Annotated in this window: 14 protein-coding genes; 6 read left to right on the top strand and 8 right to left on the bottom strand. The window is 66.3% G+C overall.

Annotated elements, in window-relative coordinates; translation table 11 throughout:
- Window position 1: 1 nt before the first annotated feature.
- Window positions 2–325, bottom strand: a complete 324-nt coding sequence (locus tag VGI62_RS04030; RefSeq protein WP_331503104.1) for a succinate dehydrogenase assembly factor 2 — start codon at window positions 323–325, stop codon at window positions 2–4.
- Between the two features lie 47 nt (window positions 326–372).
- On the opposite strand from VGI62_RS04030, the gene recG reads away from it, so the two are divergent.
- On the top strand, window positions 373–2,451 hold the full coding sequence (gene recG, locus VGI62_RS04025; RefSeq protein ID WP_331503103.1) for an ATP-dependent DNA helicase RecG: 2,079 nt from the start codon (window positions 373–375) through the stop codon (window positions 2,449–2,451).
- A 3-nt stretch (window positions 2,452–2,454) separates the two neighbouring features.
- Here recG and VGI62_RS04020 read toward each other — a convergent pair whose 3' ends face one another.
- The 6 genes from VGI62_RS04020 to kdsA all read right to left on the bottom strand — a co-directional run bounded on the left by VGI62_RS04020 (window position 2,455) and on the right by kdsA (window position 8,414).
- Entirely contained in the window at window positions 2,455–2,796 is a 342-nt protein-coding gene (locus tag VGI62_RS04020) for a hypothetical protein (protein ID WP_331503102.1), read from the bottom strand.
- A gap of 86 nt (window positions 2,797–2,882) precedes the next feature.
- Entirely contained in the window at window positions 2,883–3,887 is a 1,005-nt protein-coding gene (locus tag VGI62_RS04015) for an NADP-dependent oxidoreductase (protein ID WP_331503101.1), read from the bottom strand.
- Window positions 3,888–3,929: 42 nt separating this feature from the next.
- Window positions 3,930–4,985 carry a DUF3089 domain-containing protein gene (locus tag VGI62_RS04010; RefSeq protein ID WP_331503100.1) on the bottom strand — a complete coding sequence of 352 codons (1,056 nt, stop codon included), beginning with the start codon at window positions 4,983–4,985 and terminating at the stop codon, window positions 3,930–3,932.
- Between the two features lie 51 nt (window positions 4,986–5,036).
- The gene (rfaD, locus tag VGI62_RS04005) at window positions 5,037–6,041 is read right to left on the bottom strand and encodes an ADP-glyceromanno-heptose 6-epimerase (protein ID WP_331503099.1); all 1,005 of its coding nucleotides are present in this window, start codon (window positions 6,039–6,041) and stop codon (window positions 5,037–5,039) included.
- A complete protein-coding gene (gene rfaE2, locus VGI62_RS04000) occupies window positions 6,038–7,525 on the bottom strand; it encodes a D-glycero-beta-D-manno-heptose 1-phosphate adenylyltransferase (RefSeq protein WP_331503098.1) in 1,488 nt (495 codons plus the stop codon). The genes rfaD and rfaE2 overlap by 4 nt, the downstream gene beginning before the upstream one ends.
- 34 nt (window positions 7,526–7,559) lie before the next feature.
- Window positions 7,560–8,414, bottom strand: a complete 855-nt coding sequence (gene kdsA, locus VGI62_RS03995; RefSeq protein WP_331503097.1) for a 3-deoxy-8-phosphooctulonate synthase — start codon at window positions 8,412–8,414, stop codon at window positions 7,560–7,562.
- A 181-nt stretch (window positions 8,415–8,595) separates the two neighbouring features.
- On the opposite strand from kdsA, the gene VGI62_RS03990 reads away from it, so the two are divergent.
- The 3 genes from VGI62_RS03990 to sseA are packed head-to-tail and all read left to right on the top strand — an operon-like array spanning window position 8,596 to window position 11,734.
- Complete coding sequence (locus VGI62_RS03990; RefSeq protein WP_331503096.1) at window positions 8,596–9,849, top strand: cyclopropane-fatty-acyl-phospholipid synthase family protein; 1,254 nt, start codon at window positions 8,596–8,598, stop codon at window positions 9,847–9,849.
- A 41-nt stretch (window positions 9,850–9,890) separates the two neighbouring features.
- Window positions 9,891–10,892, top strand: coding sequence for a cysteine synthase A (locus tag VGI62_RS03985; protein ID WP_331503095.1), 1,002 nt, complete (start codon window positions 9,891–9,893; stop codon window positions 10,890–10,892).
- Entirely contained in the window at window positions 10,889–11,734 is an 846-nt protein-coding gene (gene sseA / locus VGI62_RS03980; RefSeq protein WP_331503094.1) for a 3-mercaptopyruvate sulfurtransferase, read from the top strand. Before VGI62_RS03985 ends, sseA begins: the two co-directional genes overlap by 4 nt.
- Here sseA and VGI62_RS03975 read toward each other — a convergent pair.
- The gene (locus VGI62_RS03975) at window positions 11,731–12,825 is read right to left on the bottom strand and encodes an amino acid ABC transporter substrate-binding protein (protein ID WP_331503093.1); all 1,095 of its coding nucleotides are present in this window, start codon (window positions 12,823–12,825) and stop codon (window positions 11,731–11,733) included. The two genes, sseA and VGI62_RS03975, sit on opposite strands and share 4 nt — an antisense overlap.
- 116 nt (window positions 12,826–12,941) lie before the next feature.
- Between VGI62_RS03975 and metC the strand changes: the two genes are divergently transcribed.
- Together metC and VGI62_RS03965 are read left to right on the top strand one after the other, a co-directional pair.
- Window positions 12,942–14,087 (top strand): cystathionine beta-lyase, encoded by a 1,146-nt coding sequence (metC, locus tag VGI62_RS03970; RefSeq protein ID WP_331503092.1) that lies wholly within the window; start codon window positions 12,942–12,944, stop codon window positions 14,085–14,087.
- A gap of 129 nt (window positions 14,088–14,216) precedes the next feature.
- On the top strand, window positions 14,217–15,068 hold the full coding sequence (locus tag VGI62_RS03965) for a kinase (protein WP_331503091.1): 852 nt from the start codon (window positions 14,217–14,219) through the stop codon (window positions 15,066–15,068).
- Window positions 15,069–15,222: the final 154 nt, after the last annotated feature.

Raw genomic sequence — 15,222 nt, 5'->3', positions numbered from 1 at the left:
GTCAGCCGCCACGATCATCGCCCCGTGCAATATGAGCTTCGAAGCGGAATTGCTTGATCCGGTTCATGATCTCGCCGTCATACGCAGGCGGCGTGGGCGCCGTGCCGATAATCCAGGCGTAGAGATCCTGATCTGGCTGCTCGAGCAGATCTTCGAACCAGTCGAGTTCCGCGGCTGAGAAATCCGCGACATGCTTGTCCGCGAACGGCCCCAGAATGAGGTCCGCTTCCCTGAAGCCCCGGCGCCATGCCCGGAACCTCAGCTTCTTCAGCCGGGCGTCGTCATTGGTCGTCATGAAGAGTTGGCGGATATAGAGCGCGCGCACCGGCTTTGCTAGCCAGGGATTGGGCGCCAGTCAGCTATGCTGTCGTCATGCGGCCGGAGATTCTGTTCCCGCTTTTTGCGCCCATCGCCTCCCTGAAGGGGGTGGGCCCGCGCGTGGCGCCATTGCTGGCCAAGCTGGCCGGCCCAATCGTTCGCGATGTGCTCTTCCTGACGCCTCACTCCATCATTCGCCGGACGCCGGCTCACCTCTCGGCGGCGGCGGACGGCCAGATCATGACCTTCGAGGTGACGATCGAGGAGATCCAGAAGCCGCGTTCGTCCGCCCAACCGTTGAAGATGCGCGTCAGCGATCCGACCGGCTTTCTGACCCTGGTGTTCTTCGGCCGCTTCGGCGACCAGATCGCCGGTCGCCATCCCGTGGGCGCAAAACGGATCATCTCGGGCAAGGTCGAAGACGACAAGTTCGGCCGCCAGATGGTCCACCCGGACTATATGGTCGCGCCGGAAAAGCGCGACGATATCCCCGAGCTGGAGGCGATCTATCCCGCCACCGAAGGCCTTCCGGCCCGTCGCGTGCGGACCTTTGCACTGGAGGCCCTGGAACGCGCGCCGGAGCTCCCGGAATGGCAGGACCGCGCCTGGCTGGCCCGCCAGCGCTTCGTCCCCTGGCGGGAGGCCTTGAACCGCTTGCACAGCCCACAGGCGGAAGCCGATCTCGCGCCCACCAGCCCGCACTATCGCCGCCTCGCCTACGACGAACTCCTGGCCCAGCAATTGGCCATGGCCCAGCGAAAGGCCGAGCGGCGCAGGGAACCCGCCCCGAAGGTCATCGCAAGCGAGACCGCTGCGAAAATCCAGGCCGACCTGCCCTTCGCCTTCACCGGGGCCCAGGAGCGGGTTCTCGGCGAGATCCGCGCGGACCTCGCCGCCGGCGAGCGGATGAGCCGGCTGATCCAAGGTGACGTGGGCTCCGGAAAGACCGTCGTCGCCATGACCATCATGGCCGACGTAGCGGCAGGCGGCGGCCAAAGCGCGCTGATGGCCCCAACTGAAATCCTGGCGCGTCAGCACTTCGAGACCATCTCGGGCCCTCTCAGCGACCACGGCATCGGTGTCATTCTGCTCACCGGACGCGACAAGGGCGCGGGGCGCGCCGAGAAATTGCGCGCGCTGGCCTCGGGCGCTGTGAAGGTCGCGGTCGGCACGCACGCGCTCTTCCAGGACGAGGTGGCGTTCAATCAGCTGCAACTGGCCGTGGTCGACGAGCAGCACCGCTTCGGCGTCGCCGAGCGCCAGCGGCTGCAGGCCAAAGGCTGGGCCACGCATCTGCTCGCCATGTCGGCGACGCCGATCCCGCGCACCCTGGAGTTGACCCTCTATGGCGACCTCGATGTCTCGCGCATCGACGAGAAACCTCCCGGCCGGACGCCCGTCGCCACCCGTGCCGCGCCGATGACCCGCATCTCCGAGGTCGAGGACCGCCTACGCGATGCGGTGAAGGGCGGCGCGCAGGCCTTTTGGATCTGTCCCCTGGTCGCGGAATCCGAACTTGTCGACCTAAAGGCGGCTGAGACCCGAGCCGGCGAGCTCAAGCAGAGCGTCGGGCCAAGTGTCGGGCTGGTGCACGGCAAGATGGCGTCGGCCGCCAAGGACGCGGTGATGGCGGAATTCGCCGAGGGGCGGCTGTCCGTCTTGGTCGCCACCACGGTCGTAGAGGTTGGCGTCAATGTCCCCAACGCCACCATCATGGTCATCGAGCAGGCCGAGCGCTTTGGCCTGGCCCAACTCCATCAGCTGCGTGGCCGCGTGGGTCGCGGCCGCCGGGAGAGCGCCTGCGTCTTGCTGTATGACCCGCCCCTGTCGGAAACCGCGCAGAAGCGGCTGGATATCCTCAGGCGCACTGACGACGGCTTCTTGATCGCCGAGACCGACCTGGAGCTGCGCGGGGGCGGAGATCCGCTGGGCCTCAAGCAATCGGGCTTTCCCGACTACATCTTCGCTGACGTGACCGGCGCGCACCGCGACCTGATCGCCGCGGCCGGTGACGATGCTCGTCTCATCGTCAACCGCGATCCGGAACTGAAATCGGAGCGCGGCAAGGCGCTCCAGGTGCTTCAGGAGCTCTTCGACTGGAAGGCCGGTCTTGGACTGAGAGACGCCGGCTGAGCCTCAGGAGACGATGTGAGCGCTCAGGCCCTCATGCTCGCCTTCCAGATAGACCCAGATCAGGTCCTTCTGGCTGGCCCTGATCTCGAAGTCGCCATACCAAGCCCGGTCGCAATCCGGATCGGGATCCAGCTGGATGGCGTCATCGCCGCCTTCGACGAAGAGGGTCACGAGCTCCTTTTCGGAAGCCTCGATCCACCGGATTTGGTAGCCGGCGGCCTTCAGTTCGGAGAGCTTGCTCTTGAGACGATAGGTAAGCGTTGTCTCGCCATCGACGGCGACCTCGGCGGGGCCCGGCTCGGCCTCGTCTGGGAAGAGCTCATCGAACCTGTAAACTGCGCTCATCGAAGGTCAGCTCGCGCGCGGCACGTCGGATATTGAAATCGACGCCGATTCGCAAACGACCAGAAGCCAAAAGAGTCAGCCCGTCCCTACCTGACCTTGATCATCCGCTTGCCGCGGTTCTCTCCGGCCAGCAGGCCGATGAGAGCGGTGGGTGTGTTCTCCAACCCCTCGATGATGTCTTCCTTCACCCTCAGTTGGCCCGACGCGACCCAGCTCTGCAGCTCTTTCAGGGCGGCGTCGCGTTGCTCGTCGAAGTCCATGACCACGAATCCCCGAAGGGTCAGGCGCTTGGTGACGATCAGGCCCGGGATGCCGCGCGGCCCGTGCGGCGGCGCGGCGCCGTCGTACTGCGAGACGGCTCCGCAGCAGGCAATGCGGCCAAAATTCTTCATGGCGAAGAGGCAGGTCTCGAAGATTTCTCCGCCGGTATTGTCGAAATAGACGTCGATGCCCTCGGGGATCGCTTCCTTCATCTGGCGGCGCAAGTCACCGGCCTTGTAGTCGAGCGCCGCATCGAACCCGAGCTCTTCCACCAACCAGCGCCCCTTCTCGGCTCCGCCGGCCACGCCGACCACCCGGCATCCTTTGATCTTGGCGATCTGACCGACGATGGAGCCCACCGAGCCGGCGGCTGCCGACACCACGACCGTCTCCCCGGGCTTCGGCTTGCCGCACTCCAGGAGGCCGAAGTAGGCCGTAAGTCCCGCAATGCCATAGACACTCATCAGATGGGTCATCGGCTCCAGGGCCGGCAACTTCGCCAGCCGCCCGCCGGGCAGGACCGCGTAGTCCTGCCAGCCGGTATCGGCGAACACGATGTCGCCGGGCTGCAGGTTTGCGACATTCGACTCCACCACCTCGGCCAGCGCGCCGCCGGCCATCACCTGACCCGACTCCAGGGCGGATCGATAGGTGGCGCCTTGCATCCACGCGCGGTTGGCGGCGTCGAGGGAGATGAAGCGGGTTCGCAGCAGCACCTCGCCCTCCCCGGCCGTCGGCCGTGCGCCGTTGGTAAGGCGGAAGTGTTCTGGCGCGAGTTTGTCGCCCTGTGGCAGCCGATCCAGCACGATCTGACGATTGGCGTCCGCCATGGCGTGTCTCCATCATTTTCAGAGTCTACGAGGACGCCAGGCTCAGCGTGCGGTCAAGGCCGCCAGGCGCGCGCGCGCGTCGTTCTCAAGGTCGGCATAGAACAGGTTGAAGCCGGGCGACATGCGTTGTTCGGTCCAGGACCCGGAGGGCCTCAGCGAGGCGGATTTGGGCGAGGAGACCCGCAGCACACCCTCCTCGCAGCGTGCAGACACCTGCCGCGCCAGAAACGCGGGCCGTGCGCCCCACTCCAGTCCCGTGGCGTTGGCGGCGCCTTCGTGCATCCGCGCAGGCGCCGGCTCATCGGTGGTCGCACCGAGAATCGGGTTGAAGCACAGGGCCGGCCCCTCAAGGTTCTGCAACTCGCCGTTCGTATCCCAGACCAGGGCGCGGGCGAGCAGGATGCGTCCGCGGTCGATCTCGCTTTCCGGCACGCTCGCCCAGGCGGCCACGCAACCGGCCTCGTCGCGCCGAGCGCAGGGCGGCAGCGGCGGATGAGTGGCCGACACCACGGTCTCAATCAGGTAAGCGCCGGCGAGCCTGGCCCGCAACGCCGGATTGGGGGCCACTTCTTCGGCCAGCAGACGGGCGGCCAAGGTGCCGCCCTGCTCGACGCCCACGATGAAGAAGGGTCGCTCCGCGCCGGCATTGTCGCGCCAGTAGCGGAAGGCTGCTGCGACGTCGACGTAACCGAACTTGCGCGCGTCACGGGCGTCGTCGCGCAAGGTGAGAAGACTGTAGAGACCAGCTTGCCGGTAGCGAGGCGCAAAGATGCGTCCGATGCGCACGAACGGTCCGGCGTAGTTCGGCGCCATGACCTGTCGAAAGATCTTGTCCGACCGGGGCGCGCCGATAGGCGCGTTCCATTCGTGCCCGCCGGCATAGGTGGTCGGCGAGATGAAGAACACATCGGCGGGCGGTTCGCTGGCGGCCGGAGTCGCCGGGTTTGTCGGCAAAAGGAACCACGCCGAACGCTTTGAATAGTCTGGGGCCGGCGGCGGTCTGTAGGTTTGGTACGGCGTCTTGGGATCGAGTGAGTAGCGGATGAGGTCGCTGCGAAATACCAGGAACGCCACCCCGAGGATGACGATGGCCGACAACAGGCTGAATCCCAGCCATCGCCTCGGGCGCGGCTGTGCCTCAGGCATGGCTTACCGGTAGGAGTCGGGCTGGCTGAGATAGGATCGGACATAGTCGCCGATCCCCTCTTCCAGCGTAGTCATTGGCTTGGCATAGCCGGCGGCGCGCAGCCGATCCATCCGGGCTTCGGTGAAGTACTGGTATTTGTCGCGGATCGCCGGAGGCATCGGCGTGAAGTCGATCCTGGCTTCCCTGCCTGCCGCCGAAAACACCGCCCGAGCCATGTCCTCGAACGTACGCGCTGCGCCAGAGCCCAGGTTGAAGATGCCGCTCACCTGCGGATTCAGAGTTAGCCATTCGACGACCTCTGCGGCGTCACGGACATAGACGAAATCGCGCTTCTGGCCGCCGTCGGGGACGTCCTGGCGATAACTCTTGAAGAGCTGCACCCCGTGGCCGTCGCGTACGTGCGGCCAGATTTGCGAGGCCACCGATTTCATCGAGTGTTTGTGCTCTTCGTTGGGCCCGTAGACATTGAAGAACTTCAAGCCAACCCACTGCGGCGGAGCATAGTCGCGCAGCGCCTGGCGCGCCGCAAATAGGTCGAACAGCGCCTTCGACCAGCCGTAGGTGTTCAGCGGGCGCAGGTTCGCAAGCGCCTCGTAGTCGTTATCGTCATCGAACCCATGCCCGCCGTCACCGTAGGTGGCCGCCGATGATGCGTAGATCAGCCGCCGTTGCCGGTCGGCGCACCAGCGGAAAAGGTCCCGGCTCAGCGTGAAGTTGGAATGGATGATCTTGTCGGCGTCCGGCTCGGTGGTCGAGGAGATCGCGGCCATGTGAACCACAATCTCGACATCGCGCCAGCGCTTCTCCAGCCAGTCGAACATGTCCTCCGGCGCCACGAAATCGCCGATCGGGTGTTTGGCGATGTTCTTCCATTTGCCCAACTCGGCCTCATGCAGCCGATCGCAGACCACAACATCGAGCGTGCGATCTTCGGCGAGCTTGGCCACGATGTTCGAGCCGATGAATCCGGCCCCGCCGGTGACGAAGGCTATGCGACGCTGGGTCATGCGGACGCTTTCCCCGAAACCTTGCCTGCCGACATCTTGGAGATCGCCGCGGTGGTGGAATAGCCCTCGACGATCGGGGCGAGCTTCACCTCCCCACCCCAACTCTTGACCAGGTCGCCGCCGACCACTTCGCTTTCGGCGTAGTCGGAGCCCTTGACCAGCACGTCCGGCTGCGCGGCCTCGATCAGCTTGACCGGGGTCTCCTCCCCGAATGGCACGACGAGGTCGACCGAGCGCAGGCCGGCCAGCACCAGGGCCCGCGACTCCAGATCGTTAACCGGCCGGCCCTCGCCCTTCAGCAAACGCACGCTCTCATCGGAATTCAGGCCCACGATCAGCCGGTCGCACCATGCTCTGGCCTGCGCCAGGTAAGCCACGTGGCCCTTGTGCAGGATGTCGAAGCAGCCGTTCGTGAAACCCACCTTGAGGTTCTTGGCGCGCCAACGCGCGACTTCATCCAGCATTCGTTGGGTCGTCGCCACCTTGGCCTCAGCCGGCGCCATGTGAGCGGAAAGCGCCGCCTCGACGAGCTCGTCGGGCGAGACCGTGGCTGTGCCCGCCTTACCCACCGCCACGCCGGAGGCCAGCTGCGCGAAAGCGATGGCGTCTTCGATCGACGCCCCCGCGGCAAGGGCCAGCCCCAGGGCGGCCAGGGTCGTATCGCCGGCGCCAGAGGCGTCGAACACCTCACGCGGCGTTGTCGGGAAGTGCCGGACCGGTTCGCCGCGTATGGCCAGGGATATTCCCTTGGACGCGCGTGTCACCAGGATCGCCTTGGCTTCCCAGAGTTCCAACGCGCGGGCCAGGGCTGTTTCAATCTGCGCATCGGTGTCTGTGGGAAGGTCGGTGGCGTTGCCCAGCTCTGCGGCGTTCGGCTTGATCATGTCCACGGCGCCATAGCGGGCGAAAGACCGCGCCTTGGAGTCCACCACGAGCCTGCCGCCAGATTGCGCCGCGGCCTCGCGACAGACTGCGATGACCGCATCGGTGACGACGCCCTTGCCGTAGTCGGAGAGCAGGATGGCCCCGGCGCCCTTGGCCGCGGCCCGGATCGTGCGCACCAGCCGCTGCTCCACATCACCCGTCACCGCGCGCGCGGCCTCCAGATCCACGCGCAGCATTTGCTGGCCGCCGGCGACGAACCGCGTCTTCAGGGTCGTCGGGCGGCCGGAATCGGTGACCAGGTAGCCCTCAACTCCGGCTTCCGCACCCACCAGACGAAGCGCCTCGTGCCCTTCGGCGTCACCGCCCACCAGGCCCACCAGAGAAACCTCGCCCCCCAGGGCGGCTACGTTGCGCGCCACGTTGCCTGAAGCGCCCAGCATCACCAGCTCGCGCGAACGGGCGAGCACCGGTACAGGCGCCTCGGCCGACACACGACTCACATCGCCATAGACAAAGCGGTCGACCATCAGGTCGCCGACGCAGGCCACGCGCCGGCCGGGCGCCAGGGCCAGAAGGTGCTGAAGGGCGGAGAGATCCATGGGTTTCAGGGTGTGCGGCGGAGCGCAGGCGCGGTCAAGCCGGCTGCACGATGGCGTGGATGGCCTTGAGCGTGGCCAGAAGCTCGCGAGCGCCGTCGAGGGGAAGACAGCTGGGGCCGTCGCAAAGCGCCTTGTCCGGCTCGGGGTGGAATTCCAGGAAGACCCCATTGGCTCCCGCCGCGATCGCCGCCTTGGCGAGCAAGGGCACGCCGAACCGCCGTCCGCCGGTCGAGGCGCTGTTGCTCCGCGGGTCGGCGCCGGGAAGTTGCACGGCATGGGTGGCGTCAATGGTGACCGGCGCGCCCAGCTGCTTCATCTCTTCAATGCCCAGCATGTCGACGACCAGGTTGTTGTAGCCGAAGGAGGCGCCGCGCTCGCACAGGATGGTGAAGTCCCGCCCGGTCGCCTCGCGAATCTTGTCGAGGATGTTCTTGCAGTCCCAGGGCGCCAGGAACTGGCCCTTCTTGACGTGCAGCAGGCCTCCAGCTCGGTCGGTCGCCTTAGCCGTGGCGATCACAAGATCGGTCTGGCGGCAGAGAAAGGCGGGGATCTGGACGATGTCCGCAAGCGCGGCCACCGCCTCGGCCTGGTCTATTTCATGGACGTCGGTCACGATCGGGACGTCGAATTCGGCCTTCACCTTGGCCAGAATTCGAAGCCCCTCGTTGAGTCCTGGTCCGCGGTAGCTGTGGATCGAGGAACGGTTGGCCTTGTCGAAGCTGGCCTTGAAAACGTAGGGCAGGTCCAGTTCGGCGCAGACGTCCTTGAGATGGCGCGCCGTCGCCAGCGCCAGGCCTTCGTCCTCCAGCACATTCAGCCCGGCCATCACCAAGAGGGGCTGGCGATCGCCGATGGCGATATTCCAACGATCAAGCTTCAGAACAGCCATGAGACTCCCCGGCTTTGGAACGACCGCCGGCTAAGTGGCGCGGGTCGGATCGCGGCGCAAGCGGCGACTGGTGTGCGGCGCCGATGGCCCTTGCGCAGCGCGTGAGAAGTTTGGGGCTTCTCGCCGGGTTCAGGATCGGTGTTAATGTCGCAGGCAGGGATTGGGTAGCACGAGCAAGAGCTTGGCCCGGGAAACTACGCTCGCAAGTCTAGCCGGCGATCGCCGCGCCTTCCGCCGCTTGCCGGAACTAAAGGGCGTGCCGGCCACCTTCCGTGCTGCGCTGCGGCTCATCGCCCGCAACTGGATGCTCGGCTCGGTAACCTTTGTCTTGCCCTCAGGGCGCGAACTGCGCATCGCCGGCACCGAGCAGCCTGGTCTGTCCGGCCGGGTGCTCGTGCGCGATTTCCGCTTCATGCGCCGCGTCCTGGCCACCGGCGACATCGGCTTCGCCGAAGGATACATGGCGGGCGAGTGGGACACGCCCGATCTGCCTGCGCTTCTGTTGGTGTTCGCCGCCAACTGGGCGCGGTTGCGGCGCGTGACGACGGGAAATCCGCTGGTCTGGACCATCAACCGGGTCCGCCACACGCTGCGCGGCAACACCCGGCAGGGCGCGCGCCGGAACATCCATGCCCATTACGACCTGGGGAACGCCTTCTACGAGCGGTGGCTGGACCCCACAATGACCTATTCATCCGCCCGCTACGAACGTCCCGACCAGCCGCTTTCCGACGCCCAGACCGCGAAGTATCGCGCGCTGGCGCAGGGCATGGGGCTGCAGGCGGGCCAAAGCGTCCTTGAGATCGGCTGCGGATGGGGCGGCTTCGCCGAATACGCCGCCCGGGAAGTGGGCGCCAAGGTGACCGGCATCACCATCTCCGAGGAGCAGTTCAAGTTCGCCAGGCAGCGGATGTTCGCCCAAGGGCTGAACGAGCGGGCCGATATCCGCTTCGTCGACTATCGCGACGTCGATGGTCAGTTCGACCGGGTGGCCTCGATCGAGATGTTCGAGGCCGTGGGAGAGCGCTACTGGCCTGCCTATTTCGGCAAGATCAATGAGGCGCTGACGCCGGGGGGCCGGGCGGGCCTGCAGATCATCACCATCCGCGACGAGGACTTCGAGCGGTACCGGGCCCGCGCCGATTTCATCCAGAAATACATCTTCCCCGGCGGCATGCTGCCTTCCGAGGCGCAGCTCAGAAAAGCCACCGACAGGGCGGGCCTCGCCTGGACGGCCATCACGCGCTTTGGGCAGGACTACGCCGACACGCTCTCCCAATGGCACCGCAATTTCGAAGCCGCATGGAACGACATCGCCGCGCTCGGCTTCGATGAGCGTTTCCGCAAGCTCTGGAAGTTCTACCTGGGCTATTGCGAGGCGGGTTTCCGCACCGAGCGCACCAATGTGGTGCAGCTATCGCTCGCCAAAGCTTGAGCGGTCTTCTGATTGTCAGCCGGCGCGACTAAGTAGCGGTCATGAGCATCGCCCACAGCGTCCTGGACGTCATCGGAAACACACCCCTGATCCGGCTCGACAGGGCGAGCGCGGCCACCGGCTGCGAGATTCTCGGCAAGGCTGAGTTCATGAATCCCGGCCAGTCGGTGAAAGACCGCGCGGCCCTCCATATGGTCCGCGACGCCGAGGCGAAGGGCCTGCTCAAGCCCGGCGGGAGGATTGTCGAGGGCACGGCGGGCAACACCGGCATTGGCCTGGCGATGGTCGCCAAGGCGTTGGGATACAGCTGCACCATCGTCATCCCGCGCACTCAGAGCGAGGAGAAGAAAGACGCTATCCGACTCTATGGGGCTGAACTCGTCGAGGTCGACGCCGTCCCCTATTCCAACGAAATGAATTACGTCAAATATTCCGGACGTTTGGCGCAGGAACTTGACGCGAACGAGCCGGCCGGCGCGGTCTGGGCCAACCAGTTCGACAATGTCGCCAACCGCGAGGCCCATCGCCTTGGCACCGGTCCCGAAATCTGGGCCCAGACCGGCGGCAGGATCGACGGGTTCATCTGCGCCGTTGGTTCGGGGGGCACCTTGGCCGGCGTGGCCGAGGCGCTGCGCGAGGAGAACTCCAGCGTCGCCATCGGTCTGGCCGATCCGCACGGAGCCGCCCTCTACAGCTGGTATTCCGACGGCGAACTCAGAGCTGAGGGGAATTCGATCACGGAGGGCATCGGCCAGGGGCGCATCACCGCCAATCTGGAAGGCCTCATCATCGATCACGCCTACCGCGTATCCGACGAAGAGATGCTGCTCGCCCTTTACGAACTGGTCGAGCACGAGGGTCTGGTGATGGGCGGATCGACCGGGATCAACGTCGCCGGCGCGATCCGAATGGCCAGGGACTTAGGCCCGGGCAAGACGATCGTCACGGTGCTCGCGGACAATGGTCAGCGATATCAGTCAAAGATCTATAATCCCGCCTTCCTGAAGGAGCGGGGCCTGCCCACACCCGCGTGGATGGAATGAAAGACCCCCTGGTCTCCACAGCCTGGCTCGCCGAGCGCCTCGACGACCCCGCCGTCCAGGTGGTTGACGCCACCTGGTTCATGCCGGGCGAGGCCCGCGTGGGTCGCGACGCCTACGCCGCGGCGCACATCCCTGGCGCTGTCTTCTTCGACATCGACCAGATCGCCGACCGCGAGACGGACCTGCCGCATATGCTGCCTGCCCCGCAGGACTTCGCCGCGGCCGCGGGTGAACTTGGCTTGAATAGAGAAGCGACGGTCGTGGTCTACGACGGCCTGGGCATCTTCTCCGCCCCGCGGGTCTGGTGGTCCTTGCGCGCGATGGGTTTTCCGAAAGTCTTCGTGCTGGACGGCGGCCTTGCCAGATGGCGCGCCGAGGGTCGGGCGCTGGAGGAGACGCCGGCCCAGCCATCCACCACCCACCTCCAGGCCGCCTTCGTCCCGGGACTGGTGCGTGGCCTGGACGCAGTCCGAGGTGTGCTCGAGCGCGGCGACGCTCAGGTGATCGACGCGCGCGCCGCTCCCCGTTTCCGCGGCGAAGCGCCTGAGCCCCGCGCGGGCCTGCGCTCCGGCCACATGCCTGGGGCCTGCAACGTACCGTGGAGCGTGCTGCTCAATTCCGACGGCACGATGAGGGCCGCGCCCGAAATCCGCGCCGCCTTCGAGGACGCAGGCGTCGACCTCGCCAAGCCGATCGTCACCACCTGTGGTTCAGGCGTCAGCGCCGCTCTGCTGGCGCTCGCGCTCGCCCGCCTGGGCCGGGAGGACGTGGCGGTCTATGACGGATCCTGGACGGAATGGGGCGGCCGGGCCGACACTCCGGTCGTCACCGGAGCCGACTAACGCAACGGCGGGGCATAGAGCAGGCCGGGCTTCGGGGCGCTCCAAAGCGCATTGAGGCCGCGATCCAGCTTCAGAGGTGATGCGGCGCCCACGTCGCGGCGAAAGATCTCGTGATACGCGCCCACCTGGCGGATGATCTGGTAGGCCCAGTCCTTGGAGAGCCCCAGCATGGCTCCGTAGTCGCCTTCCACGCCGAGCAGCCGGCGGGTCTGCGGATCGGACGCTGTCTCGCGCGCCTGGGTTACGGTCTTGGAGCTCAGGCCAAGCTCTTCGCCGAGGATGGTGGCATAGACCGACCAGCGCACGATATCGGCCCAGACCGGATCGTTCTGGCGCACCACAGGCCCCAGGGGCTCCTTGGAGATCACGTCCGGGAGAATCACGTGGGCGCCTGGGTTGTTCAGCACCGAGCGCGAACCGGCCAGGGCGGAAATATCCGCCGTGAAGACGTCGCACCCGTCGTTCTCGTAGAGACGCCTTGCCTCGGCTTCGGAGGCGACCACGACCGGCTTGTAGGTCAGGCCACGCGCCCTGAAGAAGTCGGCGAGGTTGTCTTCGCTCGCGGTTCCGGCCTGCACGCAGATGCGCGCGCCGGAAAGCTCCTGGGCGCTGGTCAGCCCCAGGGCCTTCGGGGCCATGAAGCCTTGGCCATCGAAATAGGTGGTCGCAGCGAAATCCAGCGCGAGGCCGGTGTCGCGGGAGTAGGACCAGGAAGTGTTGCGCGACAGGATATCGATCTCGCCCCTCTGCAGCGCGCTGAACCGATCCCGGGCGGGGATCGGAGTAAAGCGCACCTTGCCGGCGTCTCCGAGCACGGCGGCGGCCACGGCGCGGCAGAAGTCGACATCGAAACCCCGCCAGTTTCCGCGCACGTCGGGATAAGCGAAGCCCGGCAGTCCCGGATTTACGCCACACGCCACGTAGCCGCGCTTGCGGACGGTGTTGAGGACCTTGCTGGGCGTTGCCTTGTAATGGGCCTCGACCCGGGCCGCCGGCTTGTTCGACGGGGCCGCCGCCGGCGCGGGCTTGGAGCCTCCATCGCAACCTGCGAGGGCCAGGATCAGAAGCGCCGCCGCTAGCCGCCGGATCATCCGTGCTCCTTGAAAGAGCCAAACCCTCGGGCTCTAAGTGCGTCGGGCACTCTCGCCCGGCAGCCTAGGCCTTCGCAACCCGTATGCCCCCGACGAAAGGCCGAGACGAAACCCGCTTGATCCGCGCGGGCGGTGGGCCGCAGAAGCTGGCCAAGACCGTGGGGCCGCCGATTCAGAAGGGCTCGACGGTTCTGCTGCCTGACGCGGCCAGCCTCTACGACGACGCCAATCAGCTCACCTACGGACGCCAGGGACTCTCCGCCCAGTTCGCCTTGCAGGCGGCGCTGGGCGAGATGGAGAACGCCGAGGGCGTCACCCTCTATCCGTCGGGTCTTGCAGCGCTCACGGGCGCTTTGCTGGCAGTGTTGAAGGCGGGCGATGAGGTGCTGGTCACAGACGCGATCTACAAGCCCACACGCCGGTTCTGCGACCACGTCCTCACCCGCTTCGGGATCATGGTCCGCTACTTCGATCCCCGCGATACGCCCGCGGACCTGGTCGGTCGCGTGTCAGCGGCGGTGAGGATGATTCTGATGGAATCGCCCGGTTCGTTGAGTTTCGAGATGCAGGACATAGCCCGTGTCGCCGAACTGGCTCGCCTGAAAGGGATCTTGACTGTCGCCGACAATACGTGGGGCGCAGGCTACCTGATGAAGCCCCTCGACCTCGGCGTGGACATCTCCCTGCAGGCGCTGACCAAGTACGTCGGCGGCCACTCCGACATCTTCATGGGCTCAGCGGCGGCGAAAGACCCAAAGCTGGTCCGAGCGCTTGAAGAGGGGGTGCTGAACCTGGGCTGGGCGGTGTCGGCAGAAGACGCCTACCAGATGCTGCGCGGCCTGCGCACCTTGCCCACGCGCATCGCCCGCCAGGGCCGAAGCGGCCTTGCCATCGCGGCGTGGCTGGAAGGACGTCCGGAGGTGGCGCAAGTCTATCATCCCGCCCTGCCCGGCTCACCGGGCCATGAATTTTGGGAACGCGACTATTCCGGCGCCTGCGGGCTCTTCGCCTTCGCCCTGAAGCCCGGCCCCGAGGTGGCTGTCCGCGCCTTCCTCGATGAACTCACGCTCTTCGGGCTGGGTTTTTCATGGGGCGGGTTCGAAAGCCTGGCGGTCCATTGCGATCCGCAATTCAGGAACCGGACAATCAAACGAGACTACGGCGGCCCGATGATCCGGTTGCACGTCGGACTCGAACACCCCGACGACCTGGTCGCCGACCTGCAGCGCGGCCTGGAGGTCTATGCCGCGCGAGCAGGCTGACGACGGGGCCTTGTGACCGCCCGACCCACGTCCTTCTGGCCTCGCCTCACGCCTCCAGATACATCACCGGCGAGATCCTGCCGGTGATCGGCGGCTTGAGTGGGGGCTGGAGCCCCTAGAGGGGCGCGCGTGAACGAGACTGGGCTGGAGCGTTTTATCTCCGAGGAGGGCCTGCCCGAAGCTTTCCGCAGGACCGCGGAGCTGGTCTGCGAACCTCTCGCTGCACGCGCCCAGCGCCGCCGGATCGACCGCAAGCGCTGCGCGGTGATCGGGCTCTGCGGGGCGCAGGGCTCCGGCAAGACGACAGTCGCGCGCTACGCTGCCCGGTTGCTGGAAGAACGCGGCCTGCGCGCTGTGGCGCTGTCGCTGGACGACTTCTACCTGACCCGCGACGCGCGCGAGCGCCTGGCGAAGGAGGTTCATCCCCTTCTGGCCGTTCGAGGGCCGCCGGGCACGCACGATGTCGGCATGGTCGGCGCGGCCATCGACCAACTGCGCTCGAAGGGCAAGGTCTCCCTGCCCCGCTTCGACAAGGCCGTGGACAATCGCGCGCCCCGCGGAACCTGGAAGACGATCGCCTCTCCGGTCGATGTGATCATCCTGGAGGGCTGGTGCGTGGGGGCCGTGAGCCAGGGTCGCGCGGCGCTGGCGACGCCGGTCAACGATCTGGAACGGAACGAGGATCCGAAGGCCGTGTGGCGCACCTACGTCAACGATCAGCTCGACGGCCCTTATCAGATTCTGTTCACGCGACTGCACGACCTCGTCCTGCTGGAAGCCCCGAGCTTCGAAGTCGTCGCAGGATGGCGCGCCGAGCAGGAGGCCAAACTGCGCGCCGGCGGCGCCGGAGGTATGGATGACGACGAGGTCAGGCGATTCGTCGCCCACTATGAGCGCCTGACCCGATGGATTCTGGCTGAAATGCCCGCCCGTGCGGACTGGGTCGTTCCTCTGGACACAGAGCGAAATCCTTACGTCTGAGCTTGGGTCTAGAAAGCTCGCTGAGGAGGAGATGATGAAATCCAGCATAGGGCTTCTGATCTCGGCGACCCTCGTCGCGAGCACAGCCGTGGCGGAGCCCCCCGCTCCTCCGCCGGCGACGTCCATCTCCCCGCCTATATCGAGCGTGTCCCCA

The organism is Phenylobacterium sp. (genome assembly GCF_036495085.1).
Taxonomy (GTDB): Bacteria; Pseudomonadota; Alphaproteobacteria; order Caulobacterales; family Caulobacteraceae; genus Phenylobacterium.
The sequence above is the reverse complement of the archived record's forward strand: the minus strand, read 5'-3'. Positions and strand labels throughout refer to the sequence as shown.

What these genes read in the sequence shown, in the direction of transcription:
- kdsA (WP_331503097.1), bottom strand. Translation starts at nt 8,414, where the DNA reads ATGGCTGTTCTGAAGCTTGATCGTTGGAATATCGCCATCGGCGATCGC.
- VGI62_RS04020 (WP_331503102.1), bottom strand. Translation starts at nt 2,796, where the DNA reads ATGAGCGCAGTTTACAGGTTCGATGAGCTCTTCCCAGACGAGGCCGAG.
- sseA (WP_331503094.1), top strand. Translation starts at nt 10,889, where the DNA reads ATGAAAGACCCCCTGGTCTCCACAGCCTGGCTCGCCGAGCGCCTCGAC.
- rfaE2 (WP_331503098.1), bottom strand. Translation starts at nt 7,525, where the DNA reads ATGGATCTCTCCGCCCTTCAGCACCTTCTGGCCCTGGCGCCCGGCCGG.
- rfaD (WP_331503099.1), bottom strand. Translation starts at nt 6,041, where the DNA reads ATGACCCAGCGTCGCATAGCCTTCGTCACCGGCGGGGCCGGATTCATC.
- recG (WP_331503103.1), top strand. Translation starts at nt 373, where the DNA reads ATGCGGCCGGAGATTCTGTTCCCGCTTTTTGCGCCCATCGCCTCCCTG.
- VGI62_RS04015 (WP_331503101.1), bottom strand. Translation starts at nt 3,887, where the DNA reads ATGGCGGACGCCAATCGTCAGATCGTGCTGGATCGGCTGCCACAGGGC.
- VGI62_RS03985 (WP_331503095.1), top strand. Translation starts at nt 9,891, where the DNA reads ATGAGCATCGCCCACAGCGTCCTGGACGTCATCGGAAACACACCCCTG.
- VGI62_RS03975 (WP_331503093.1), bottom strand. Translation starts at nt 12,825, where the DNA reads ATGATCCGGCGGCTAGCGGCGGCGCTTCTGATCCTGGCCCTCGCAGGT.